Origin of the sequence: Plantactinospora sp. WMMB334 (assembly GCF_049179095.1) — a bacterium.
In the GTDB taxonomy this organism is placed as follows: Bacteria; Actinomycetota; Actinomycetes; order Mycobacteriales; family Micromonosporaceae; genus Plantactinospora.
In genome coordinates this window covers 6,497,610-6,523,583 of the sequence record NZ_JBMHME010000002.1, presented here as the reverse complement: position 1 = coordinate 6,523,583, position 25,974 = coordinate 6,497,610, and the positions used below count along the sequence as shown (strand labels likewise).

The window sequence follows — 25,974 nt, the reverse complement described above, 5'->3', positions numbered from 1 at the left end:
CGTACACGGTCTGTGAAGATCGATAGTGTTGAGTCCGACCGTGCCGGACGGGCTCGTGGCGCCCTCCGGTCCCGTCGCCGGCGGCAGCTGGCGGCCGTCCTCGTGGGTGTCGCCGTGCTCGCCGCGCCGGCATACGCCACCGCGGCGCCGACTCCCGGCCCGGGAAGTGCCGGCGCGGACATCACCGTGCAGGTGGCGCCCTCCGGCAGCGCGAGTCCCACGGCCGGTCCGAGTCCCACGGCCAGCCCGACTCCGACGGGCGCCCCGACGTCGCCCGCCGGGTCGGGGGGTGGCCTGCCACGCACGGGTCGCTCGCTGGTCGCGCTGGTCGCGTTCGGCGCAGTCCTGCTGGTGATCGGGCTGGGGCTGCGCCTGCTGGCACGCAGGCGCGGCGGCGATGTCGTGATTGGGGCGGTTCGGGCCGCTGGACGAAATCGTCGGAGCAACTGACGACACGCCGGCTACCGGCGTTATCGAGCCAATGCAAGGTACGTCCCCATTCATGACTCGCGGTGAACTGATGTTTACCCCCCGCACGTCTGGCGTGAGTATTCGGATTCACGGTGCGTCATGGGTGCTGCACAACATCATCGCGGTGGTTGCCCGATCGGGACGGTGCTGACGGGCATGTCAGGCCCTTACGGGAGGGATCCGGTGCAGCAACCCAGCTTCGTCTTCCTGTCCATGTCCACAGGCTCGGATACACGGTCGCGCGAGATCGCGGAGGAGGTCGTCTGGATGCTCGTTTCGCCCAACAACCGGAAACTCGGCCGGGGCGACGTGGGCTACCCGACGTACGTCGAATGTTGGGCGGCCGTCAAACGGTTGCGCGACCAGTATCACCGGGCGAATGCGCTGGCGGTGACCGACGGGTTCACCGGTCAATGGGCCTGGCGGCTCGAAATCGACGGCGAGACGGTCGCCGTCTCCAGCCGGTCCTATCTACGGGCCCGGGAGTGCAACTACAACCTGGAACGATTCCTCGCCGCGATTCCGTTGGCCGAGATCATCGAGGGCACCCGCCTGGTGCGGAGCGGTCGTGGTGCGGGGTCACAGGCCGACCGGGCCGGTGCGCGACGTGCGGCGGGCAGCCTCCTGCCACCCCGGCTCCTGCCACCCCGGCTGCTGCCGCCCCGGCCGGACGAGGGGCTGGGTGAACCGCGACGGTCCTTCGAATCCGGCCTGCTCCGGCGGATCGACAACGAGACCAGGACCCGTCGGTGGCCGCGGTAGACCTCGCCCGGACCAGCATTCCGGGGTCTCCGGACGAGCCGGCGAGCGGCCCGCGCCGGGTGCGGGAGCGGCGCGGGCCGGCCGATCTGGTGTTCCGTGGACTGGCGCGCGGCGGCGGTCTGGTCGTGCTCTGCGTCATGCTGCTCGTCGGGGGTTTCCTGCTCTATCAGGCGCAGGATGCCTTGAGGATCGCCGGTTGGTCATTCCTGACCACTCAGGAGTGGGACCCGGACGCCGGTGCGGGACATTTCGGAATCGCGGCCGTGCTGACCGGTACGGTGCTGATCGCCCTGGTGGCGATCGTGGTCGCGGTGCCGCTGGCCACGGGCGCGGCGCTCTACATCTCCGAATACGCGCCGCGGCGGATCAGGCAGACGCTGATCAGTCTCGTCGACCTGATGGCCGCGGTGCCGAGTGTCGTCTACGGGCTGTGGGGTTTCTTCCTGCTCCAGGACAACGTGCTGGGGTTGAGCAACTGGATCGCCACCTATTTCGGATGGATCCCGATCTTCCACGTCCGGGATTCCGATCCTCGTGACCCGCTCTCGACGATGACGGTCTACACCTCGTCGACCTTCATCGCCGGGCTGGTGGTGGGCATGATGATCACGCCGATCGTCTGCTCGATCATGCGGGAGGTCTTTTCCCAGGCGCCGGCCGGCGAGCGGGAGGGCGCGTACGCACTGGGCGCGACGAAGTGGGGAATGATCCGGGCGGTCGTCCTTCCATTCGGCCGTGGCGGCATGATCGGCGGCACGATGCTGGGGCTGGGCCGGGCGCTCGGCGAGACGATCGCGATCGTAATGATCATCTCTCCCGTCTTCGAGATCCAGCCGCGCATCCTGGAGAACGGCGCCAGCTCGGTCGCGGCCCTGATCGCCCTCAGGTACGGCGACTCCACCGCGGCCGGCATCTCGGCGCTCTTCGCGGCCGGTCTGGCGCTGTTCGTCATGACCCTGATCGTGAACTTCCTCGCCTCGATGATCATCGCTCGCAGCCGCTCCGGCGCGGCGAGCGAGGTCTGACCGGCGTACCGACAATGAGCAGGGTGTGTCGACGATGAGTCCGAAGCACGCGATCGACGAGCGGACCGCCGGGCCGGGGAGAGCCCGTACCACCGTCCTCCCGGCACGTCCGGACGGGCCCGAGGCGGCGGAGGTGCGCCGGGTCACCGCCACGGTGCGCCGCACGGACATCTTCGCGGCGATCGGCGCGGCGGTCGCCGCGCTGAGCCTGACCACCCTGATCTACACCCAACTCGCGCCCTTCGACGGCGTACTGGGCTTCGTCGTGATCGCCTATCTCGCCTTCCTCGGCTGCTACGCGCTGCTGGTGTCGCTGGACGAGGACGGTCCGGCGGTCCGGGACCGGCTGGTCGGCGCGGTGGTGCACAGCCTCGGCTTCCTGGTCCTCGCCGTGCTGGCGCTGGTGGTCGTCTACACCTTCGCCGAGGGTTGGCCGCCGTTGCCGCACCTCAACTTCTTCACCGAGGACATGTCGCTCACCGGGCCGCTCGAACCCCTCACCCAGGGCGGGGCGCTGCACGCGATCGTCGGCACGTTGCAGCAGATCACCCTGGCCCTCCTCTTCACCGTGCCGCTGGCGGTGGTCTGCGCCGTCTTCCTCAGCGAGATCCCCGGCCGGCTCAGCCGGCTGGTCCGGACGATCGCCGAGGCGATGACCGCGCTGCCCTCCATCGTGGCCGGGCTCTTCATCTACGCGACCGTGATCCTCGCCCTCGGCTACCGGCACTCCAGTTTCGCCACCTCCCTGGCGATCAGCGTGATGATGCTGCCGATCATCATCCGCGCCGCGGACGTCGTCATCCGGCTGGTGCCCGGGAACCTCCGGGAGGCCGCACTGGCGCTGGGTGCCTCGCAGTGGCGGACCGTCTGGCACGTGGTGCTGCCGACCGCGCGGTCCGGGCTGACCACGGCGGTGATCCTCGGCACCGCCCGGGGGGTCGGGGAGACCTCGCCGGTGCTGCTGACCGCCGGGGGCGCCACCAGTGTCAACCTGAACCCCTTCGAGGGCTGGAACAACTCGCTGCCGCTGGTCACCTACTCGCTCACCCGTTCCCCGGAGGAGAACTTCATCGTCCGGGGCTTCGGCACCGCCGCGATCCTGATGATCCTGGTGCTGTTCCTCTTCGTCCTGGCCCGGATCGTCGGCGGACGCGGCCCGGGGCAGCTCGGTCGGGGCCAACTGCGGCGCCGGGCCCGGCAGTCGGCCCGGGATGCGGCGCGGTTCGCCCGGCGGGCCGGTGCGGGTACCGCGTTCGACCAGACCGAGCCGCTGCTGCGGGCATACGGCCGCTTCGGCGAGCCGACCCTTCCGCTTCCGCCGGACACCGACATGGCGGCCGGCGCTGGCGGCGATCACCACCGTGGTCGCGCCGCTTCCTCACCCGACAAGGAGAATCGCGATGGCTGAGACCGCTACCCGGATGCGCCGGGCAGTGGCCTGGCTGGTCACGCTCGCCCTGGTCGCGGCGTGGGTGGTGCTCGGCGCACCCGCCGAAGCCGCGCCCAGGCTCGTCTCGATCACCGGATCCGGTTCGACCTGGAGCCAGAACGCGCTCGACCAGTGGCGGGCCGACGTCCGGCAGAACGACATCACCGTGCACTACAGCGGGGTCGGCTCGACCGCCGGGCGCAATGCCTTCGCCCAGGGCACGGTCGACTTCGCCGTCTCCGAGATCGAGTACGGCGCGGAGGCGAACGAGGCCATCCCGCGCCGGAGGTTCGCGTACATGCCGATCGTGGCCGGCGGCACCTCCTTCATGTACAACCTGAAGATCGGTGGCCGGCGGGTGACCAACCTGCGGCTCTCGGGCGAGGTCATCACGAGGATCTTCACCGGCTCGATCAAGATGTGGAACGACCCGGCGATCCGGGCCGACAACCCCGGCCTCAACATGCCGGCCCGGCGGATCGTCCCGGTGGTCCGCTCCGACGGCTCCGGCACCACCGCCCAGTTCGTCAAGTGGATGAACAACCAGTACCCGTCGATCTGGCGGCCGTGGTGCCGCTCCAAGAACCGGACCGAGGCGCAGTGCAACGTGCTCTCGTTCTATCCGCCCGGGTTCACCTCGCAGGCCGGGTCGAGCCAGATCGCCGGATACGTCGCCGGCAGCAACGCCGAGGGCGCCATCACCTACGTCGAGTACTCGTACGCCAAGGAGAACGGCTTCCCGGTGGTCAAGGTGCTCAACCGGGCCGGGTACTACGTTGAGCCGACCGCCAGCAGTGTCGCGGTGGCGCTGACCAGGGCGCAGATCGAGTTGGGCAACCCGAACGCCCAGAACTACCTCACGCAGAAGCTGGAGAACGTCTACAACGACGGCGACCGGCGGACGTACCCGCTCTCCTCGTACTCCTACATGATCATCCCCCTTGCGCGCGAGAACGGCGTCACCGACGACAAGGGATACACGCTCGGCCGGTTCGCCTACTACTTCCTCTGCCAGGGCCAGCAGAAGGTCGACCTGCTCGGCTACTCCCCGCTGCCGATCAACCTGGTGCGGGCCGGCTTCGACCAGGTGAAGCGGATCCCCGGCGTGGTGGAGGACCGGCAGCCGATCCAGAGCTGCCGCAACCCGACCTTCTCCACCGACGGAACCAACACCCTGGCCCGGAACGCGGTCTATCCCCAGGAGTGCGACAAGAGGGGCAACGGTCAGCAGTGCACGACCGGCACCGGTGGTGCCGCCAACACCCCGACCCAGAACAGCAACAACGGCGGTGGCAGCGGATCCAACGGCGGCAGCGGCACCGGCAGCGGCACCGGCGGCCCCACCGGAGGTGCCGGGCCGACCGCGACCGCCGGCCCGGGTGCGGGCCAGTCGGCCGGGCCGGGTCAGATCGACCCGGAGATTGGCGAGGTGCTCGGCGCCGGCGCCGGCAGCGGCGGCGAGCAGTTCGTCACCGGGGTACCGGTCTCGCTGGACGGCGAGGGCGGGTGGCGGCTGCGGCACACGATGATGCTGCTCGGCGCGGTCGTGCTGCTCGCCCTGGTGATCGGGCCGCCGTTCATCTTCCGGCGCTCTTCCGGCACACGCCGGGACGCGGAGAGGTGGACCCGATGAGCCGCCCGTCGATTCGCCCGTCGACCCGCCGGCGTGTGGTGGCGGCGGTGGTGGCGGCCCTGGTGGCGCCGCTGGCCCTGCTCGCCGTCGGCGGGCTGGACGCCCGGCAGCCGGCCGTGGCCGCCGTACCCGGCGACCGGCTCACCGACTCCGCGATGACGCAGAGCGGCCGGCGCGGCCAGTACGAGGACTTTTCCGACCTGCGGGTCACCGTCTCGCAGACCAGGGACCTCGTCACCCAGGGCATCGAGATCAGCTGGACCGGCGGCAGGCCGACCGCGCCGGAGAGCGCCTACGGGCGGAACTACCTCCAGATCATGCAGTGCTGGGGGCCCGATCCCGACGCTCCCGACTTCCGGGAGACCTGCCAGTTCGGCGGCCTGACGGACAAGGGCGAGGTCAGCGAGGAACTCGAACTCCAGGTGGGTGTGTCGGCCTCCGGCCGGTCCGTGGACTTCAACCTGGACGCCAACGGCAACCCGGCCGGCCGCGACCCGGCCGAACGGCTGCCGGCCGATGCGCAGGTCATCCCGTTCCGCTCGTCGGACGGCGACCGCACCCGGATGAAGGACTTCCCACCGGCGGGCGCGCCCGACGACGGTGTCCCCGACGTCGAGGACTTCTTCCGGCGGGACGAGACCAACGAGGTGGTGGCGGCCCGGATCGGCCCGGACGGCACCGGTCGCACCATCTTCGAGGTCCAGCGCGGGTCGGACGCCAAGGGACTCAACTGCGGTGAGGTGCTGGCCGGGGCCACCGCCGGCCGGCGGTGCTGGCTGGTGGTCGTGCCCCGGGGCGAGCGGGACTTCCACGGCACCGCCTACCAGAGCACCCGGCGGGCGAGCGGATCGCCGCTGCTGCCCAGCTACTTCGCCAACCGGATCGTCTTCCCGCTGGACTTCGAGCCCATCCGCCCGCCGTGCCCGCTGGGCGGCGACGTCTTCGACACGGTCGGCTCCGAACTGGTGGCGCCGGCGGCGGTGAGCTGGCAGGCCAGCCTCTGCTCCGGCGGCCAGGCCGCCTTCTCGCACACTGTCACCACCGAGGTCACCGCCGACGCGGCCGTACTCGCACCCGGTGCCGAGGGGCGGGGAGTCGCCTACGTCGACGAACCGGTGGTCCGCGAGGAGACCGATCCGGCCATCGTGCATGCTCCGATCACCATCAACGCGGCGGTGATCGCCTTTCAGATCGAGGCCCGGACCTCCAGGTCGGAGGTGCCGGACTCGACGCCGGACGCGCAGCGGCTCAACGGCCAGCCGCTGCCGGAACTGAGGCTGACCCCCCGCCTGGTGGCCAAGCTGCTCACCCAGTCGTACCAGCAGGACGTGCCCAACCCGAGTCCCGAGGACCCGCAGGGCAGCGGTCCGGACATCGCCAAGAATCCGCGGTCGATACGCGTCGACGACGAATTCGTCAAACTCAATCCCGTTTTCGAGAGCTTCTTTCCCACGTCGCGGCACTATCCGATCCAGCTTCCCGACGGAGAATCGGTGCTGGCCCGTCGGCTGTGGCAGTGGGTACTGGCGGACGAGGCGGCCCGCAAATGGCTCTCCGGGCTTCCCGACGGACAGAACATGCGGGTGAACCCGGCCTACGTGCCGCTGGTCTTCGGCGACGGGCAGGGCCTTTCCCGATTTCCGAAGGAGGACCCGAGCTGCCGTACGGGTGAGGTCACGAACGGCGTGCCGAAGTTCCCGTACTGCATGCCCGGCTTCGCCCCCTGGGCGGAGAGCCTGGAGGTCGCCGCGCGGCAGACGCTGCGCAGCGACGCCCGGCAGCGGATCGTCTGGGACGAGACCGCCGGCGGCGTCGATCCGGAGAACCCGCTGGCCAGGCTGGGCGACTACAAGGCCGCACCACCGCCGCTGCCGGGCCGGAAGTTCGGCCTCGGGATCACGGACGCGGCCTCGGCGGCCCGCTACGGGCTGGCCACCGCGAGCCTCTGCGACGCCGAGGGGGAGAACTGCGTGCGGGCGGACACCGCGGGCCTGCTGGCCGGGGTCGGCGCGATGGAACCCTCGGCGGTCGACGGGGTGCTGCAGGCGAATCCGAGCAAGTCCGTGCCGGGCGCCTATCCGCTCACCATGTTGACCTACGCCGCCGCCAACCTGGAGCGGTCGGAGCCGGCCCGCCGCGAGTACGCCCGGCTGCTGCGCTACGCCGCCACGGAGGGGCAGACGATCGGCTCCAAGCCCGGACAGCTTCCACCCGGCTACGTGCCACTGCCGGAGTCGCTGCGGAACCAGACCCTGGCGGTCGCCGCCGAACTGGCGAAGTCCACACCCTCGCCGGCCGCGACGACCGACCCCGCCCAGCCGCCGGGGCCCGATCCGGCATCCGTACCCCCGCCCGCGTCGACTCCGGCGCCGGGAGTGACCCCGAGCGTCGCGCCGACGCCGGGGCCCACCCCGACACCTCCAGGCTCACCGGCTCCGGTGGCCGCGACCACGCCGACCCCGGGCGAGCCGGTCGGCTGGCTGCGCTTCCTGCTCCTCGCCGTCCTCGGCGTCGGGGTGGCGAGCGGCATCTCCGGCCCGACCATGCTCACACTCGGCTATCGCCGACCCCGGCCGACCGGGACCGAGTCGTGAGGAATCGGCGGTCGGCATCCGTTTCGGCGGCGACCGAATCGACGGCATATATAAGTGACGATTCATTCGGCCTACATGTTGGCGAAATACTGCGCACTGAACGTTCCCTCGACTCGGGTATCGGGGTCCTGGCCCAGCAACTGATGCTCCAGACGGCTCGCTCACACGGAGCAACGAGCCGGAACTCTCTTACGAAGAAAGGGAGACAATGCAGGCGAGGATAATTACCAGAGCGGTGGTCGCGTGCCTTGCCGCCGCTCTCGGTGTCGCGGCGGCGGCCAGCCCGGCCGTCGCCGACCCGAACCCGGCGACCGACTACCGGACGCTGGCCGGGGTCGGCTCGGACACCACCCAGGACGTGCTGAACGGCCTGGGTGACGCGGTCACCATCGGCGGCAACAAGGTGATCGCGTCCTGGGACGCGCGGGGCAGTGCGAACGTCAAGACCAGGCCCACCGGCTGCGAGCTCCCCCGGCCCAACGGCTCGACGGCGGGTCGGGTCGCGCTCCGGGACTCGGAGCTTCCGGGCAGCCCGACCGCCGGCTGCGTCGACTTCGCCCGGTCGTCGAGCAGCACCACCAACGTGCCCGCCGGGACCGGGACCTGGATCCCGTTCGCGGTGGACGCCGTGACCTTCGCCATCAACCGGAACAGCGACCTGCCGATCAACATGTCGGTGGCGCTGCTGCAGAACATCTACAAGTGCGTGATCAGCCACATCGGTGGCGTGCCGATCCAGCCGCTGCTGATCCAGGCCGGCTCCGGCACCCGGCAGTTCTGGAACGGGCAGATGTCCATCACCGACCAGGAGATCGCCCTCGGCGACTACCCGTGCCTCGTGCCGGCGTCGTCGACGGTGCCGGACGGGACCGGCCAGCCGGAGGTCCAGGAGCACGACGCCCGGGTGCTGACCGGTCACAACGACTACATCATGCCGTTCTCGATCGCCCAGCACATCGCGCAGGGCAATGCCCTGCCGGGGGTCGAGGACCGGCGTGGCCCGTCGGAGCTCGGCCGGATCAACACCGTGTCGCCGTACGCCGCCGGCACGGCGCCGCCGAACGAGGTGATGAACGTCAACTTCCCGGTACGTCGGACCGTCTACAACATCGTGCCCACCGCCAAGCTGAACACCAGCGTGATCGACCAGGTCTTCACCGGTGCGGACTCGCTGGTCTGCCAGCAGGGCGCCCTCATCCAGCAGTACGGGTTCGGGGTGGCCGCCGACTGCGGTTCCGTCGCCCTGCGCGGCAACCTCTGACGGCACCGCCGTAGACGCCGCACCACGAAACCGTTCGTGCCCGCGGCCGGCCCCGGGTCGGTCGCGGGCACGACCGTGTCGGTGCCGCGCCGCCGGGCCCATTCATCTGGCCTTCATGCGGCCGAAGGATCGGGCACGAAACGTTTTCTGAATACCGGTATCGATGCCTTCGGGGACGCGAAATGCTGATTGCGACCCATCCAAATAGTGGAATGGGTCGACCTCCTCTTTTGCGGAAAGGGAGAACTATGCAGGTCAAGTCCCTCGGAAAGGCGGTGGGGACGGCGCTCGTCGCCGCACTCGCCGTCGCGACCGTGGCCACCCCGGCCTCGGCCGACCCGTTCAGCGGGTTCCCCCCGTACCCGACCGACCCCGCGGCCTACCGGACCCTGGCCGGCACCGGCTCGGACACCACGCAGGACGTGATGAACGGTCTGGGCGCGGCGATCGGCGGCGGCACCGTGCTCGCGTCCTGGGACGCGCGCGGCACCTCGCCGATCAAGACCAAGGCCGACAACTGCGTCTTCCAGCGGCCGAACGGCTCGACGGAGGGCAACCGCTCGCTGTGGGCCTCCAAGGTGCAGTCCCCGACGGTGAGCACGATCGAGGACTGTGTGGACTTCGCCCGGTCATCCAGCAGCACGACCCTGGTGGCGGGCGGCAACGGGACCTGGATCCCGTTCGCCCTCGACGCGGTGACGTACGCGATCAACGAGAACAGCGACCTGCCGCTCAACATGTCGCTCTCGCTGCTGCAGAACATCTACAAGTGCGTCACCCCGACGGTCGGCACCTTCCCGGTCCAGCCGCTGCTGATCCAGCCCGGCTCGGGCACCCGGCAGTTCTGGAACCAGCAGATGGGCATCACCGACGCCGAGATCAACGCCGGTGACTACCCGTGCCTGGTCCCGGCCTCGGCGACCGTGCCGGACGGCACCGGGGTCGCGCCGGTGCAGGAGCACGACGGCCGGGAGCTGACCGGTCACAACGACTACATCATGCCGTTCTCGATCGCCCAGCACATCGCGCAGGGGAACAGCCTGGCGGGGGTCGAGGACCGGCGTGGCCCGTCGCTGCTCGGCAGCATCAACACGGTGCGGCCGTACGCGACCGGGACCAACCCGCCGAACGAGGTGCTGAACCCGAACTTCCCGCTCAACCGGCGCGTGTACAACATCGTCGCGTCGAGCGAGCTGACCGAGGAGTGGATCGACCGGGTCTTCACCACCGGTGGCTCCTTCGGCTCGCTCCTCTGCGACCAGAGCGGGGTCATCACCAGTTACGGCTTCGCCACGATCAACGACTGCGGGTCCACCGCCCTGACGGGCAACATGAACACCTCCGGGTGGCCTCCGGCGTGACGTCCGGGGCCTAGCCCGGCGAAGCGTCGACGACTGTGCACACTCGCGACCGGCGTGCCCCGCCGGTCGCGAGTTCCGGTTGACGATCCGCCATCGGTCGAATGGTCGGCCGCGTGCTCCATCGAATGGCCCGGGAAGTCGCCGTTCATCTGGCCTTCATGATGGCGAAGCATTGGGCACGAAACGTTTTCGAAGGGCGGGTGTCGATGTACCCGGCGGGCGCGGAATGCTGGCCGTGGTCATTTCATCGGGCCGCCCTGGTGGAGCCGGGGTGGCAGTTTCTATCCAATCGGCGATGAATTGATCGAAATCAAAGATCAGAGCGTCACCAACGGAGCAGACCGCAGAAATCGTACCGAGAGAGGAAGTGCTTCGTGAGCAAGGCCAAGTCTCTGCTCGGCCGGACGGCAGTAGCGCTGTCGACCGCCGCGATCGCGACTCTGGCGCTGGCCGGCCCGGCCGGCCCGGCGCAGGCGGACAGCCCGATTCTCGGCACCGTGGCGCTGACGCCGACCAGCGGCAGCGTGCAGGACAACCCGTTCGTGACGGCGGCCACCACCTCGGCCGCCTGCCCGACCGGCTTCGGGGAGAACGCGGCGCTGAAGGTCGGCCCGCCCGGTGGCCCGTACAGCCCGCTCGCCCGCATCGGCGGCCTCGCCGACTACGACCAGGCGCCGTTCACGATCGAGGCGAACCGATCGCTGGCCACCGCCCTCGGCGGCGCTCCGGCGGACGGTACCTACGAGGTGGCCATCTCCTGCTCGGGCGCGACCGGAGCGGCCCCGAAGGACTTCTCCACCCTCGTCACCGTCGCGGGCGGGAGCTGGGCGGTCAAGGACGCGGCGTCCACCAGCACCCGGCTGACCGCCAAGCCGGGCCTCTTCGCCGTCAAGGGCCAGCGGGTGACGCTGACCGCGAAGGTGCGGCCGGACGCCGCCGGCAGCGTCGAGTTCTTCGCCGGTTCCGCCAGCATCGGGTCCGCGCCGGTGACCGACGGCAGGGCGGTCTTCGCCACGACCGCGCTGCCGAAGGGCCTGCTTCAGCTCACGGCCACGTTCACCCCGGAGGACCCGCGCTGGTACGCCTCCTCGACCTCGCAGATCTGCTACCTCGTGATCGGTTGAGGCGCGCGCCGAGGCGGGTGACCGGCCGAGGCGCGTGACCGGGTGGCCGGGTGTCCTTCGTGGACGTCCGGCCACGTGGCCGTGTTCCCGGGGCCGGGACGCCCGTCCCCAGCAGGTGTTCCCGCCCGACCAGGTATTCCCGCCACGCCCCGCCCGACCAGCCCCGCTACGACCCTCTATCCCCGCTACGACCCACTATCCCCGCTACGGCCGGGTATCACCCGTCGCACGAAGGAAGGACCGCCGTGAAAGGCCCAATCCACCGGCTCGGCCGGGCCGGCTCGACGCTGATCGGGGTCGCGCTGCTCTCCGGCGCCGCCATGGTCGGCGCGGCGCTGATCGGGCTCACCCCGCCCGCCCAGGCGGCTCCCTCACTCGGCACCCTCGCGCTCGCTCCGGCGGCCGGCACGGTGGACGACGTTCCGGCGTTCACCGCGACCACCTCGGCGGCCTGCCCCACCGGCTGGGGCGCCCAGGCGCAGATCCGGATCAGCCCGGCCGACCAGCCTGGCCGACCGACCGGCGGCACCCTCGACCGGATCGCCAGCGACACCGGGTACGACACCGCACCGTTCACCCTGACCACCAACCGGTCGATCGCGAAGGCGCTGGACCCGGACGACAAGGACGCCGTGATCCCGGCACCGGCGGACGGCGACTACCGGATCACGGTCGAGTGCATGACCGAGCTGGCCGAGGCGCACGTCGACTGGTTCCAGACGCTGATCACGATCAGCGGGCCGAACTGGCAGGTCAGAGACAAGCCGACCACATCACCGGGCACATCCGGCTCGCCGACACCGACCGCCACGCCCACCGCCACGCCCACGGCCACCGCGGGCCCGACGCCGACGCCCACCCCGACCGCCACGGCCAGCCCCACCCCGACGCCGACCGAGAGCCCGACGCCCACCCCGAGCGGGACGGCCAGCCCGACCCCGACCGGGACGGCCAGCCCGACTCCGAGCCAGACGACCTCCACCCCGACGGGTGGGGGCGGCGGCAACCTGGCCCTCACCGGCACCTCGATGCCGATGCTGCTGACCGGCGGGACGGTCCTCATCCTCACCGGGGCGGCGGCGATGGTGCTGGCCCGCCGCCGGGACACCCCGCAGGGATAGCCGGAGTTCCCGATTGCCGGGCCAGCAGAGAGGAAGCCATGTCCGTACTGGCAGGACTGACGTACCGGGGAGCGGCGCTGCTGCTCTCGACGGCGATGGTCGCCGTGGCCGGGCTGTCGGTGCCCGCGCCGGGCGCGCGGGCGGCGTCCGCCGGGCGCTCCGCGGCGCTGGGCGCGCTCACCGTCACGCCGACGAGCGGGACCGTCGACGGCAGCCCGATGCTCACCTCGGCCACCACCTCGACGCCGTGCCCCGCCGGCTACGGCGCGGCGGCGCTGCTCCGGGTCGGGCCGCCCGGCGGTCCGTACAGCAACATCGCCCGGCCGGCCGGCGCGGGCGGCTACGACCGGGCACCGGTGACGATGAACCCGAACCGGTCGATGGCGACGTCCCAGGGACGGCCGCCCGCGGATGGCGAGTACCTGATCGTCGTCGAGTGCGTCGGCGAGACCCGGGGCACGCATCCCGAGCGCTTCGAGGCACCGATCGTGGTGCGCGGCAACACCTGGCGGCTCGGCGGCGACACCGCCGACCGGCCCGGCGGCGACACCGGGGGCCGGCCCGGCGGCGACACCGGGGGCCGGCCCGACCCGGCGGGCAGCCGGCCGGGGGAAGGTGCGACCGGCGCACCATCCGCTGGCGAGGGCGGTCCGGCAGGCACGCCGTCCGCCGTACCGAGCGGTGCGGCCGGGGAGCCGGCCGGCGCGACCGGCGTACCCGAGCTGGCCTCGGGGCGGGACCAGGGTGCTCCGTCGCTGCCCTGGATTCTCGGCGGGGTCGCCCTGCTGGTCGTCGCGGTCGGTGCCGCCGTGCCGCTGATCCGCCGACGCGGGGGCCGGGCGGCGGGCCGACGAGGGGACGGGCATCCGTGACCGCGACCGTCGAGCCCTCGACCGTGCCACCGGTCGACAGCCGGCGGCGGGAACCGGTGGACCTGCCGCCGGGAGGACCACCACCCGGCCCGGCCCGGCCGCCGTCGCAGACTCCGGCGCGGCTGCCCCGTCCGGTCGAGATCCCGGCGGTACGGATCAGTGGCACGGTGCTGACGCTTCTCGGGGTGCTGCTGCTGACCTTCGTCGTACACCTCACGCTGATCTCCCAGCTTCGCCACGAGCGGGCGCAGCAGACGGCGTACTCGGACTTCCGCAAGGAACTTGCCGAGGGTGTGGCACCGGTGGGCCAGACCGATCTCGACGGCGAGTTACTCCGCCCCGGCAGCTCCGTCGCCGTCCTGCGGATTCCCGCGATCGGCACGAGGCAGGTGGTTGTCGAGGGGACCACCTCGGGCGTGCTCCAGGACGGTCCGGGACACCGCCGCGACACGGTGCTGCCCGGCCAGGCCGGAACCAGCGTCGTACTGGGCCGGCGTGCCGGCTACGGCGGCCCCTTCGCCGGCCTGCCGCTGTTGGGGCGGGGCGACGAGATCGTGGTGGTCACCGGGCAGGGCGAGCACCGGTACCGGGTCACCGGCCTGCGGCGGCCGGGCGATCCGCTGCCGTCCCGGCTGGCCGACGGCGCGGGCCGGCTCACCCTGGCGACCGCCGACGGCCGGCCGTACCTGCCGACCAACGTCCTGTACGTCGACGCCGACCTGGTCTCGCCCGTCCAACCGGCCCCGCAGCGGCGGTTCGGCGCGCAGTCCCTGACGGCGGCCGAGAGGTCGATGGCCGGCGACCCCGACGCCTGGGTGCCGCTGGTGCTCTGGGGCCAGGCGCTGCTGATCGCCGCGTACGCGGTGAGCTGGGCCTGGGCCCGCTGGGGCGGCTGGCAGGCGTGGGTGTCGGGAATGCCGCTGCTCACCGTGCTCGGCCTCGCCGTCGCCGACCAGGCGGCCCGACTCCTGCCCAACCTCTACTGACGACAGATATGACGACGGAGCCGAGATGAGCCTGGACACCACCTCCATCCTGCCCACCGCCCCGATCGGTCCGGCCGGTGCCCTGGCCGACCTGGAAGCACGGTCGATCTCCGCCTGGTTCGGTCAGCACAAGGTGCTCGACCGGGTCTCGCTGACCATGGCCGCCGGCGAGGTGACCGCCCTGATCGGACCCTCCGGCTGCGGCAAGTCGACGTTCCTGCGGATTCTCAACCGGATGCACGAGCTGATCCCCGGGGCCTCGCTCGCCGGCGAGGTGCTGCTGGACGGCCAGGACCTCTACGCTCCGGTCCGCCGGATCACCGACGCACGGCGGCAGGTGGGAATGGTCTTCCAGAAGCCCAACCCGTTCCCGACGATGTCGATCTACGACAACGTCGTCGCGGGTCTGCGGCTCACCGGCACCCGGGTCGGCCGGGACGACCGGGACGCCCTGGTCGAGGAGTGCCTGACCAAGGCCGGCCTCTGGCGGGAGGTACGGGACCGGCTCCGCTCTCCGGGCGGTGCGCTCTCCGGCGGGCAGCAGCAGCGGCTCTGCATCGCCCGATCGCTGGCGGTCCGGCCCAGGGTGCTGCTGATGGACGAGCCGTGTTCGGCGCTGGACCCGACCTCGACCCGGCGCATCGAGGAGACCATCGCCGAGCTGGTGGCCGAGGTGACGATCGTGATCGTCACGCACAACATGCAGCAGGCGGCGCGGGTCTCCAACCGCTGCGCGTTCTTCCTCGCCGAGCAGGGCACGCCCGGCGTCATCGTGGAGCACGGGCCGACCGAGGTGATGTTCGACAGTCCGCAGGATCCGCGTACCCATGACTATGTGCACGGACGGTTCGGATAGTCCGGCCGGCCGGGCGGCGCCGGCCGGCGGCCACGCCGGACGCGCCGGCTCTGCCGGGCCGGGTCCGACATCTGGCATTCATGCGGTGGATCACCTCGATTCTTCCTGCCGTCAGTCCCGTGTCAGTTTGCCCGTAACCCGCAATTTGCCTGTTGCATGTCCGGCCTTGGCGTGGGCCTGCACGAGGGGTCACGGCCCGTGTGCAGCCTGATCGAGGTCGCGGCGGGTGACTTGCCTCCCATCGGGGAGAGCCACCGCCGCACTCCTGCCGAAGGAAGTGATTCATGAAGGCAACAAAGGCCCTGCTCGGTCGGGCGGTCGCGCTGGCCGGCGCGGTCGCGCTGGCCGCGGTCGGTCTGGCCGGCGTCGCGGCGCCGGCCCAGGCCGCCGTGGCGGGCACCCTTACCCTCAACCCGACCAGCGGCACCGTTACCGACAACCCGATGCTCACCGGGGCCACCACCTCGGCCGCCTGCCCCACCGGTTTCGGTGACCAGGCCGCGCTGCGGGTCGGCCCGGTCGGTGGTCAGGTGGCGAACCTCAACCGGATCGCCAGCGACACCGGATACGACACCGCTCCGTTCACCCTGACCGCGAACCGGTCGATGGCCACGGCGCTGGCCGGTACGCCGGCCGACGGTGACTACGTCGTCGTCATCGAGTGCCTCAGCGAGCTCAACGGCGTGCACCCGGACCGCTTCGAGACCGTCATCGCGGTGAGCGGCGGCAACTGGCAGGTCAAGGGCGCGGTCGACCCCGCCGTCCCGACCACCACCACGCTGGCGGCCAGCCCGACCGGACCGGTCGAGTCGGGCACCCCCGTGACCCTCACCGCCACCGTGGCTCCGGCGGAGGCGACCGGCTCGGTCGAGTTCCGGCGGGGCGGCACCGCCCTGGGCACCGCGCCGGTGTCGGGCGGCACGGCGGCACTCACCGTCTCCACCCTCCCGGTCGGCAGCAACTCGCTGACCGCCCAGTTCACCCCGGCGGACCCGGCGGCGTACGAGCCGTCGACCTCCGCCCCGGTGGGTGTCCAGGTCACCGCGCCGGGCGCCATCACCGGCGAGCAGCGGATCACGGCCGAGATCGCCGGCGGTGGGCTGCTGCTGGAGATGGCCGGCACCGACGTCGCCCTCACCGGCGGCACCGTCGGCGGTACGGCCACCGGCTCGCTGAACACGGCGAAGGTGAGCGACCTGCGGGGCACCGGTGCCGGCTGGAACCTGACCGGCCAGGTGGAGGACTTCGTGGGACCGTCCGCGGCCACCATCGACGGCAACCAGCTCGGCTGGACGCCGGACGCCAGCAAGGTCAGCGGCAGCGGTGCCGCCACCGCCGGTGCGGCGGCGGCGCCGGGCTCCGGTCTCGGTGAGGCCAGGACCCTCTGCCGGGCCGACGAGGGCAGCAGCGCCGGCGTCTTCGAGTGCGGCGCCGGTCTGACCCTCGGCATTCCGGACACCACCACGCCGGGCAGCTACGCCGGCACCCTGACCCTGACGCTGGTCTGACCTCGGTCCGACCGCCCGAGGGGCAGCCGAACCGGTGGAGGCACCACGGGCCACCCGCCCGTGGTGCCTCCACCGCGCATCCATATCCGGACCGGACCAATCCCACGGCCGCATCGTGACCGGGTGGCGCGAGGGGTGCCGGCCGGCCCCGGCCGACGGGGTCGTCGGGGCGAACGAGGAGAGAGCATGACCGCACACCGATCGCGCCGGGTCGTCGCCGCGTTGGCCGCCGCCGCAGTCAGCCTGCTGACCGGTACGGCCCTGCCCGGCCCGGCGGGTGCCGCCGCTCCGGGCGACGAGTTCCGGTGGACCGTCGAACCGGCGGCCGGCGGAAGCCCGCGCAGCCAGTTCAACTACGTGCTCACCCCCGGCCAGCGGATCGACGACCGTGTCGTCGTCACCAACCGGGCCGGCCGGCCGCTCACCTTCACCGTCTACGCCACCGACGCCGCCACCTCGGCGGACGGGGCGTTCGCGCTGCCACCGGCCAGCGAGCCGGCGCACGACGTCGGCGCCTGGGTCGACCTCGGCCGGCAGACCCGGACCCTGCGCGCGGGTGAGCGGGCCGTCCTGCCGTTCCGGCTGACCGTCCCCGGCAACGCGACCCCCGGGGACCACGCCGCCGGGATAGTCGCCGGGGTCGTCGAGGAGCAGACCAACGCCGAGGGGCAACGGGTCAACGTCGAGCGCCGGGTCGGCGCCCGGATCTATCTCCGGGTGAACGGGCCGCTGGCCCCGATGGTCGACGTCACCGCGGTCGAGGTCCGGTACGCGAACCCGTGGCTGCCGTTCACCCGGGGCCCGGCGACGATCACCTATCAGGTGGTCAACCCCGGCAACGTCCGGGCCGGCGGGACCGCGCGGGTGAGCGCCACCGGCCCGTTCGGCCTGCCGCTCGCCGGCGACCGGGAGGTGCCCCTGCCGGAGATGCTTCCCGGGGCGCGGGTCACCCTGGTCCAGCGGGTCGACGGCGTGCTGCCGGCTGGCATGATCACCGGTACGGTGCGGGTCGCCGCCTCGACCAGCCAGGGGCCGCTGCCCGTGCTGGTCAGCAGCGGGACGGTCTGGCACGTTCCCTGGACGCTGCTCTGTCTGCTCGTCGGGGTCGTCGGTGCGGTGCTGGCCCTGCTCCGGTGGCGGCGTCGCCGCCGGACGGTCGAGCCGGTCGAGCGGTCGCCGGCCCGGGAGGGTGGCCCCGCCGACCGCCCGGACCCGGTGGTAGGGGTCCGGGGCGCCGTCGGGTAGCCGCCCTTTCTGTGGGGCGCGCCTGGGCTCGCGTACCCTCGATGGGTCATGAGCGAGCGCAGCGAGCGAATCAGCCAGCTCAGTGCCGAGGTGCCCGATGGCGGCACGCAGCACAGCGGAGTGCCGTCGTGAGCGAGCGGAGTGAGCGGGCGCCCTTCCCCCGGCGGGACGACCGGGGGCGGATCGTGGTGCTCGCCGACCTGCTCGGGGTGGCTCTGGCCGGGGTGGTCGTCGGGCTGCTCGGCCTGCTGGTCTTCGACGCCGGGTTCGCCCTGCTCGGCCTCGGCGACTTCGGTGAGGCGAGCGGGTGGCTGGCGGTGATCCTGCCGGCCTGGATCTTCGTCGAGGAGTTCCGCGCCTGGAGCTTCGGTCCGGCCCGGATCGCGGCGGCGCTGGTGGCCGCGGCCGTCGGGATCACCACGGGGCTGCTCGCGGCCGGGCTGGCCGCCTCCACCCCACCACTCGTCTCGGGCGGGCTGGCCGCGGCGGTCTTCGCCGTGGCGTACGCGTTGGTCTGGTTTGTCGGCGTCCGCTGGCTCGCCGGCCGGACGAACTGATCGGAGATGCGACGATGAGTCCCGCGGTGAAGTACACGCTGGGCCGGCTCGGGCTGTTCGTGGCGGTCGCCCTGGCGCTCTGGCCGGTCGAGATGAACATCTTCCTCAAGCTCATGCTGGCGGTGGCCTTCTCCGCCGCGCTGGCGTTCTTCCTGCTCCGGGGCTGGCGGGACGAGATGGCCCAGCAGCTGGCCGGGGCCGCGGAGCGGCGGCGGGCCGAGAAGGAGCGGCTCCGCGCCGCCCTGGCGGGCGACGAGGGAGCGGCCGGCCCGGAAAAGCCGACCGACAAGCCGGGCTGAGCCGGGGCCGGACCGGCACCGACCCCGCACCCGGGCGTCGTTGACCGGGTACGGGGTCGATGCTCCTCCCCAGGTGTGCTCCACCGGTGCGGCCACCGCCCCACCGCAGCCGTGCGGTTACCAGTTCGTCGAGCCGGCCAGCCTCGGCCAGGGCTTCCACCACGGCTTGATCAGGTACGCGATCCCGCCCGACCCGCCGGAGACACCGCCGTTGGCGTTGATCCGCTTGGTACGCAGCCAGATCTGCTCGAACTGGTCCCGCCGGTAGACGTTGCGCACCACGTCGTTGCTGGACGACGCCGGATCGTTGACCACCACGTCGCCGTCGCGGGTGAAGCCGACCACCACGAAGAGGTGCCCCGAGGTGCCGTAGTTGGCCCCCTCCAGCTCCTCCGCCAGGAAGGACTGGCTGGTGATCACCGGCATGCCGGCGGCGATGAGGTGCTCCACCTCGTCCAGCGAGTGCAGCCGGGTCACCTTCGCCTCCAGCCCGGGGAACGAGGCGGCGTACGCGGTGTTGAAGGGCCAGTTGCCGCAGCCGGAGTAGGCGTAGTCGTAGGTCATTCGGGCGGCGTGGTTGACCGTCGGGTCCGGATAGTCGGGGTCGACCCAGGCGGTCTCCTCGGCCGAGGGCCGGCGGCCCCAGTACTCCAGCACCATCGCCGTGGAGGTCGGTGAGCACCAGGCCTGCCCGCCGCCGTTGTACTCCGGGTAGTGGCCGGCGTGGATGTTCTGGGAGTGGCGGGGGACGGCCAGCTCCCGGCCCCAGGCGATCCGGCCGGCGCTCGCCGGCACGGTGAACCGGTCCGGCACCATCGAGCTCATCGCGCCGAGCATCCGGACCCGGGGCGACCGCCGGTTCTCCGGCGCCCGGTAGAGGGTCAGCCGGAGCTGGTACGCCCGCAGCAGCACCCCGTTCGCCACGTCGTCGATCGAAAAGGTGTCGGTCCAGATCGTCGACCAGGGATCGCCCTGCCGGTTGACGGTGGCGCGCCGGATGTCCTGGTCGCCTGCGGCCCACCGGCCCATCACGTACCAGGGGGTCAGCTCGCCGGTGTTGTAGGTGCCCTGGAGTTCGACCTGGATCCAGGTGCCGGCCGGCGTCTCGGCGTTCCACGAGGCGACCAGCTCGCTGGCGTCGAAGCCGACCGGGGTGACCGGCGAGGTCCAGGTGGCGTACGACCAGGTGCGGGTGGTCCCGGTGTGCGGGTCGGTGTATTCGGTGCTGCCGGCCGGGCGCAGCATGGTGATTCCGGTGCGTGCGCCGGGGACGGCGACGGTGCCCCGGTGGGTCCCGCGCCGCCAGTCGGCGTAGCCGGACCACTCCTGCCAGGTGATCTGCTCGTCGTGCGGGACCGGTCGGGGACGGCCGGGTGTCGCGCCGGCCCGGGTCGGCACGCCGGTGCCGAGCATGGCGAGGGTGGAGAGGCCGGCGAGGGTGAAGGTGCGCCGGCTGATCGGGTTCGGGGAACTGGCCATCGATGCTCCGCGGGGACGAAGGTCGGGTCCTGTCGTCACTATCCCGTCCGTCGAGAACTTTCGCCAGATGTTCAGGCAAAGAAAATCTTTGCCGGCGTGAGGGTCAGACTGGCATGGGACATGAAGTGATCGATATTGATATGACCATGGTACGGGTGGTGCAGTGTGCACTACCCAGCGGAGTCCTCCCTACCCCCAGGAGGTTTTACATGCTCGTCCGCACCGAAAGACCCGGCCCGTCGATCCGGCGTCGGGCCAGGGTCGGCGCGCTCGCCGGCACCGTCGTGCTCGGACTCGTCGTGGCCGGCCTCGGCCCTGCCGGCGCCGCCAGCGCCCGGCCGGACCGGGCCGAGGCGGAACAGGTCGCCAGCGCCGAATACCGGGTGACCGGTCCGCGTACCCTCGCCGACCGGAACGCGGTGGCGGCCACCGGCACCTCGATCGACTACGCCGAGCACGGCGCGCTCTACGTCACCGCGACGCCCGCCGAGGTCAAGGCGATCACGGCACTCGGCTTCGAGGTGGCGGCCGTACCGGCGCCGCCGGACCGGGGCCAGCACCAGCACGACGGGGACGTCGGCGTCCTCGACTTCCCGCCGGCCGACTCGGCGTACCACAACTACGCCGAGCTGAACACGGTGATCAACCAGGTGGTCGCGGACCATCCGACGATCGCCCGCCGGTCGAGCATGGGCACCTCCTACGAGGGGCGCGACCTGCCGGTCATCAAGATCTCCGACAACGTCGGCACCGACGAGAACGAGCCGGAGATCCTCTTCAACTCCCAGCAGCACGCCCGCGAGCACCTGACCGTCGAGATGGCGATCTACCTGCTCAACCTCTTCACCGACAACTACGGCTCGGACTCCCGGATCACCAACATCGTCAACACCCGGGAGATCTGGATCGTCCCGACCGTCAACCCGGACGGCAGCGAGTACGACATCGCCACCGGCTCCTACCGGTCCTGGCGGAAGAACCGGCAGCCGAACAGCGGCTCGTCGTACGTCGGCACCGACCTCAACCGCAACTGGGGCTACAACTGGGGCTGCTGCGGCGGCTCCTCCGGCTCGACCTCCTCGGAGACCTACCGGGGGCCGTCGGCGTTCTCCGCGCCGGAGACCGCCCGGCTGCGCGACTTCGTCAACAGCCGGGTCGTCGGCGGCACCCAGCAGATCAAGGTGAACATCGACTTCCACACCTACTCGCAGCTGGTGCTCTGGCCGTACGGCTACACGACCGCGAACACCGGGCCGGGGCTCAACGCCGACCAGGAGCGGGTCTTCCGCACCCTCGGCCAGCAGATGGCGGCCACCAACGGCTACACCCCGGAACAGTCCAGCGACCTCTACATCACCGACGGGGACAGCCTGGACTGGATGTGGGCCACCCACAACATCTTCGCGTACACCTTCGAGATGTACCCGGGCTCGGCCGGTGGCGGCGGCTTCTACCCGCCGGACGAGGTGATCCCGGCGCAGACCTCCCGCAACCGGGAGGCGGTGCTGATCCTGAGCGAGTACGCCGACTGCCCGTACCGGGTGGTGGGGCTCCAGGCGACGTACTGCGGCACCGGCGGTGGCGGCACCACCGTCTGGTCCGACACCTTCGAGACCGCGACCGGCTGGACCGTCAACCCGGCCGGCACCGACACCGCCACCACCGGGGCCTGGGAACGGGGTACGGCCCAGCCGACCACCTCCAGCGGCGCCAAGCAGCTCGCCCCGTACGCGGGCAGCAACGACCTGGTCACCGGCAGGCTGGCCGGCTCGGGCGCCGGTGACCACGACCTCGACGGCGGGGTGACCAGCGCCCAGTCACCGGCGATCACCCTGCCGGGCAGCGGCACGCTGACGCTCTCCCTGGCCTGGTATCTCGCGCACGGCTCCAACTCGTCCTCCGCGGACTACTTCCGGGTGAGCGTCGTGCACAGTGGTGGCACGACCCAGCTGTTCAACCAGGCCGGTGCGGCCAGCAACCGCAACGGCAGCTGGAGCACGGCCAGCGCCAACCTGTCGGCGTACGCCGGCCAGACGGTGCGGCTGCTGGTCCAGGCCGCCGACGCCTCCTCCGCCAGCCTGGTCGAGGCGGCCGTCGACAACGTCACGATCACGTCCTCCTGACCACGTCCTCCCCACCATGATCGTCGGCGGCGGGGGGAGCTAGTCCGCGAGGGTGTCCAGGATCTGCTGGCCGTACTTTGCGAGCTTGTTCTCCCCGACCCCGTTGACCTTGGCCAGTTCGGCCAGGGTCGTCGGCGGCTCGGCCGCGATCTGCCGCAGCGTCGCGTCGTGGAAGATGACGTACGCCGGCACGCCCTGCTCCCTGGCGGTCGCCGCCCGCCAGGCCCGGAGCCGTTCGAAGACCGGCTCGGCGCCCGGCGGCAGCGCGACGGCGGCGGTGCCGGCGCCCGCCTTCGCGGCCCGGCCGGCCGACGCGCTCCGGCCGCCCGACGCGGCCCGGGGCGCCTCCCGGCGCATCATCACCGTGCGCCGCCGGCCGAGGACCTCCCCGCTCGCCTCGGTGAGCACCAGCGTGCCGTAGTCGCCCTCGACCGCCAGCAGCCCCTGGGCGAGCAGTTGCCGCACCACCCCGCGCCACTCGGACTCGGTCAGCTCGGTGCCGATGCCGAAGACGCTGAGCGCGTCGTGCCGGTGCTGGACGACCTTGTCGGTGCGCCGGCCGAGCAGGATGTCGATGGACTGGCCGGCGCCGAACCGCTGGTCGCGCTCGCGGTGCAGGCGCAGCACGGTGGAGAGCAGCTTCTGCGCCGCGATGGTGCCGTCCCAGGACTCCGGCGGGGTCAGACAGGTGTCGCAGTTGCCGCACGCCTCGCCCTGCTGGCCGAAGTAGCCGAGCAGTTGGAGCCGCCGGCACTGCACGGTTTCGCAGAGCGCCAGCATGGCGTCGAGGTGCGCGCCGAGCGCCCGGCGGCGGGCGAGGTCGCCGTCCGAGGTCTCGATCATCTTGCGCTGCTGCACCACGTCGGCGAGCCCGTACGCCAGCCAGGCGGTCGACGGCAGGCCGTCGCGGCCGGCCCGACCGGTCTCCTGGTAGTAGCCCTCGACCGACTTCGGCAGGTCGAGATGGGCGACGAAGCGGACGTCCGGCTTGTCGATCCCCATCCCGAAGGCGATCGTGGCGACCATCACCAGCCCGTCCTCGCGGAGGAAGCGCTGCTGGTTGGCGGCCCGGGTGCGTGCGTCGAGGCCGGCGTGGTAGGGCAGGGCGGCGATGCCCTGCTGCACCAGGAACTCGGCGGTCTTCTCCACCGACGCCCGGGAGAGGCAGTAGACGATGCCGGCGTCGCCGGGATGCTCGGTGCGGAGCAGGTCGAGGAGCTGCTTCTTCGGCTCCCGCTTCGGCACGATCCGGTACTGGATGTTGGGCCGGTCGAAGCTGGCGACGACGTGCCGGGCGTCCTTGAGGTTGAGCCGGGCCGCGATCTCGGCGTGGGTCTCCGGGGTGGCGGTGGCGGTCAGCGCGATCCGGGGCACCGCCGGCCATCGCTCGTGCAGCATCGACAGTGCCAGGTAGTCGGGACGGAAGTCGTGGCCCCACTGGGCGACGCAGTGCGCCTCGTCGATGGCGAAGAGCGCGATGGTGCCCCGGTCGAGCAGCCGGAGCACGGACTCGGCGCGCAGCGCCTCCGGCGCGAGGTAGAGCAGGTCGATCTCGCCCGCGAGGAAGGCCGACTCGACCAGCCGGCGATCGTCGAGGTCCTGGGTGGAGTTGAGGAAGCCGGCGCGGACCCCGAGGGTGGTCAGGGCGTCGACCTGGTCCTGCATCAGCGCGATCAGCGGCGAGATGACGACACCGACCCCGTCACGCAACAGGGCCGGGATCTGGTAGCAGAGCGACTTGCCGCCACCGGTCGGCATCAGCACCAGCGCGTCGCCGCCGCCGACGAGCTGCTCGATGATCTCCCGCTGCTCGCCCCGGAAGCTGTCGTAGCCGAAGACCCGGCGCAGCACCTCGAGAGCGCGATCGGGCGGTTGGTCGCCATCGGTGATGGGGAGGGCCATTCGCCGGATTCTACGAGCACCGCCCGACGGAAACCGGCCGGCCGGGCCGGGGTCACAGAGCCGCCGGGCCGGAGTCACAGAGCTGCCGGGCCGGGGTCACGGAGCCGCCGGCCCGGGGTCACGGAGCGGATGCGCTACCGTTCACCCCGACCACCCCGCAGCGAAGCCGGTGCGAAACCGGCGCTGTCCCGCAACTGTGATGCCTCCCGTCCGTCCGTCCGCCCGCCGCGCCGTCGCGGCACGCGCCGGACCATGGCGAGGATGAGCCAGGTCGCCTGCGGTGCGGTCGCGGAAAGCGCCTTCGAGGAAGGGCGCCCCGCAGGCGGGCGCAGCGGCACCTGTCGGCGGAGCACCAGACCTCACCCGACAGGAGGACCGATGTGATGTCCCGACGACGCATGCCCCGGTTGCTGGCCGCGCTGCTGGCCGGCGTGGTGCTGGCCCTGGCCGGCTGTGCCACCGACGATCCCGGCCCGGAGCCGACCTCCGGCGCCGGCGGTGCCGAATATCCGGTGACGGTGGGCACACTCACCCTCGACGAGCGACCCGAGAAGATCGTCGTACTCGGGCCGACCGCCACCGAGATGCTCTTCGCGATCGGCGCCGGTGACCAGGTCACCGCCGCCGACGACAACTCGAATTATCCGGCCGACGCGCCGAGGACCGAGCTGTCGGCGTTCACCCCGAACGCCGAGGCGGTCGCGGCGAAGAACCCCGACCTGGTGGTGCTGACCAACGACCTGAACAAGATCGTCGATCAGCTCGGCCAGCTGAAGATCCCGTACTACCTGGCACCGGCGGCGGGAACGCTTGACGACACGTACCGGCAGATCACCGACCTCGGCGCGCTCACCGGCCATCCGACGGAGGCGGCCGACCTGGTCACCCGGATGAAGGGCGACGTCGCGAAGCTGGTCGGGGACCTGCCGCAGCGGTCGGCGAAACTGAGCTACTTCTACGAACTCGGTCCGGAGTACTACACGGCGACCAGCAGCACCTTCGTCGGCTCGCTCTTCACGATGGTCGGGCTGGAGAACATCGCCGACCCGGCCGACGCCGACGGGTCGAAGGGCGGCTATCCGCAGCTCGCCGAGGAGGCGATCATCGCGGCAGATCCCGACCTGGTCTTCCTGGCCGACACGAAGTGCTGCCAGCAGTCCGCGCAGACCGTCTCGGCCCGCAAGGGCTGGTCCGGGATGACCGCGGTGCGCGACAACCGGATCGTCCCGCTCGACGACGACATCGCGTCCCGGTGGGGCCCCCGGGTCGTCGACCTGCTCCGGTCGATCGTGGACGCGGTCGCCAAGGTCCCCGCTTGAGCGCAGCCGGCACCGCACCGGACGCGTCGGCCGGCACCGCACCGGGT

At 71.7% G+C, this 25,974-nt stretch carries 20 protein-coding genes; 18 read left to right on the top strand and 2 right to left on the bottom strand.

Features of this window, described 5'->3' with window-relative positions; genetic code table 11:
• Positions 1–738: 738 nt before the first annotated feature.
• The 16 genes from ACN27G_RS28175 (at position 739) to ACN27G_RS28100 (ending at position 19,104) form a co-directional block, all read left to right on the top strand.
• Positions 739–1,233 (top strand): hypothetical protein, encoded by a 495-nt coding sequence (locus ACN27G_RS28175; protein ID WP_421495746.1) that lies wholly within the window; start codon positions 739–741, stop codon positions 1,231–1,233.
• Positions 1,221–2,258: a phosphate ABC transporter permease subunit PstC gene (gene pstC / locus ACN27G_RS28170; RefSeq protein ID WP_421495745.1), complete on the top strand. Its 1,038-nt coding sequence runs from the start codon at positions 1,221–1,223 to the stop codon at positions 2,256–2,258. The genes ACN27G_RS28175 and pstC overlap by 13 nt, the downstream gene beginning before the upstream one ends.
• A gap of 34 nt (positions 2,259–2,292) precedes the next feature.
• Complete coding sequence (gene pstA, locus ACN27G_RS28165; RefSeq protein ID WP_421495744.1) at positions 2,293–3,666, top strand: phosphate ABC transporter permease PstA; 1,374 nt, start codon at positions 2,293–2,295, stop codon at positions 3,664–3,666.
• Positions 3,659–5,320 carry a phosphate ABC transporter substrate-binding protein PstS gene (locus tag ACN27G_RS28160; RefSeq protein ID WP_421495743.1) on the top strand — a complete coding sequence of 554 codons (1,662 nt, stop codon included), beginning with the start codon at positions 3,659–3,661 and terminating at the stop codon, positions 5,318–5,320. Before pstA ends, ACN27G_RS28160 begins: the two co-directional genes overlap by 8 nt.
• Positions 5,317–7,914 carry a hypothetical protein gene (locus ACN27G_RS28155; RefSeq protein ID WP_421495742.1) on the top strand — a complete coding sequence of 866 codons (2,598 nt, stop codon included), beginning with the start codon at positions 5,317–5,319 and terminating at the stop codon, positions 7,912–7,914. Before ACN27G_RS28160 ends, ACN27G_RS28155 begins: the two co-directional genes overlap by 4 nt.
• Before the next feature lie 235 nt (positions 7,915–8,149).
• Entirely contained in the window at positions 8,150–9,175 is a 1,026-nt protein-coding gene (locus ACN27G_RS28150) for a hypothetical protein (protein WP_421495741.1), read from the top strand.
• 248 nt (positions 9,176–9,423) lie between these two features.
• Complete coding sequence (locus tag ACN27G_RS28145) at positions 9,424–10,536, top strand: hypothetical protein (RefSeq protein ID WP_421495740.1); 1,113 nt, start codon at positions 9,424–9,426, stop codon at positions 10,534–10,536.
• Between the two features lie 374 nt (positions 10,537–10,910).
• Positions 10,911–11,660 carry an Ig-like domain repeat protein gene (locus ACN27G_RS28140; RefSeq protein ID WP_421495739.1) on the top strand — a complete coding sequence of 250 codons (750 nt, stop codon included), beginning with the start codon at positions 10,911–10,913 and terminating at the stop codon, positions 11,658–11,660.
• Positions 11,661–11,905: 245 nt separating this feature from the next.
• On the top strand, positions 11,906–12,781 hold the full coding sequence (locus ACN27G_RS28135; protein WP_421495738.1) for a hypothetical protein: 876 nt from the start codon (positions 11,906–11,908) through the stop codon (positions 12,779–12,781).
• A 38-nt stretch (positions 12,782–12,819) separates the two neighbouring features.
• Positions 12,820–13,653 (top strand): hypothetical protein, encoded by an 834-nt coding sequence (locus ACN27G_RS28130; RefSeq protein ID WP_421495737.1) that lies wholly within the window; start codon positions 12,820–12,822, stop codon positions 13,651–13,653.
• Positions 13,650–14,639 (top strand): sortase, encoded by a 990-nt coding sequence (locus ACN27G_RS28125; RefSeq protein WP_421495736.1) that lies wholly within the window; start codon positions 13,650–13,652, stop codon positions 14,637–14,639. The genes ACN27G_RS28130 and ACN27G_RS28125 overlap by 4 nt, the downstream gene beginning before the upstream one ends.
• A 25-nt stretch (positions 14,640–14,664) precedes the next feature.
• Entirely contained in the window at positions 14,665–15,495 is an 831-nt protein-coding gene (locus ACN27G_RS28120; protein ID WP_421495735.1) for a phosphate ABC transporter ATP-binding protein, read from the top strand.
• Between the two features lie 284 nt (positions 15,496–15,779).
• Positions 15,780–17,003, top strand: coding sequence for an Ig-like domain-containing protein (locus tag ACN27G_RS28115; protein ID WP_421495734.1), 1,224 nt, complete (start codon positions 15,780–15,782; stop codon positions 17,001–17,003).
• A gap of 186 nt (positions 17,004–17,189) precedes the next feature.
• Positions 17,190–18,248 carry a WxL protein peptidoglycan domain-containing protein gene (locus ACN27G_RS28110; RefSeq protein WP_421495733.1) on the top strand — a complete coding sequence of 353 codons (1,059 nt, stop codon included), beginning with the start codon at positions 17,190–17,192 and terminating at the stop codon, positions 18,246–18,248.
• Positions 18,249–18,376: 128 nt separating this feature from the next.
• Positions 18,377–18,805, top strand: coding sequence for a hypothetical protein (locus ACN27G_RS28105; protein WP_421495732.1), 429 nt, complete (start codon positions 18,377–18,379; stop codon positions 18,803–18,805).
• Positions 18,806–18,819: 14 nt separating this feature from the next.
• Positions 18,820–19,104: a DUF4229 domain-containing protein gene (locus ACN27G_RS28100; protein WP_421495731.1), complete on the top strand. Its 285-nt coding sequence runs from the start codon at positions 18,820–18,822 to the stop codon at positions 19,102–19,104.
• A gap of 117 nt (positions 19,105–19,221) precedes the next feature.
• Here ACN27G_RS28100 and ACN27G_RS28095 read toward each other — a convergent pair whose 3' ends face one another.
• A complete protein-coding gene (locus ACN27G_RS28095; protein ID WP_421495730.1) occupies positions 19,222–20,583 on the bottom strand; it encodes a C39 family peptidase in 1,362 nt (453 codons plus the stop codon).
• A 209-nt stretch (positions 20,584–20,792) separates the two neighbouring features.
• Here ACN27G_RS28095 and ACN27G_RS28090 point away from each other — a divergent pair, with 209 nt between their 5' ends.
• Positions 20,793–22,706: a M14 family zinc carboxypeptidase gene (locus ACN27G_RS28090; RefSeq protein WP_421495729.1), complete on the top strand. Its 1,914-nt coding sequence runs from the start codon at positions 20,793–20,795 to the stop codon at positions 22,704–22,706.
• A 39-nt stretch (positions 22,707–22,745) separates the two neighbouring features.
• Here ACN27G_RS28090 and recQ read toward each other — a convergent pair whose 3' ends face one another.
• Positions 22,746–24,608, bottom strand: coding sequence for a DNA helicase RecQ (recQ, locus tag ACN27G_RS28085; RefSeq protein WP_421495728.1), 1,863 nt, complete (start codon positions 24,606–24,608; stop codon positions 22,746–22,748).
• Between the two features lie 383 nt (positions 24,609–24,991).
• Between recQ and ACN27G_RS28080 the strand changes: the two genes are divergently transcribed.
• A complete protein-coding gene (locus ACN27G_RS28080) occupies positions 24,992–25,927 on the top strand; it encodes an ABC transporter substrate-binding protein (RefSeq protein WP_421495727.1) in 936 nt (311 codons plus the stop codon).
• The last annotated feature ends 47 nt before the right edge of the window (positions 25,928–25,974 follow it).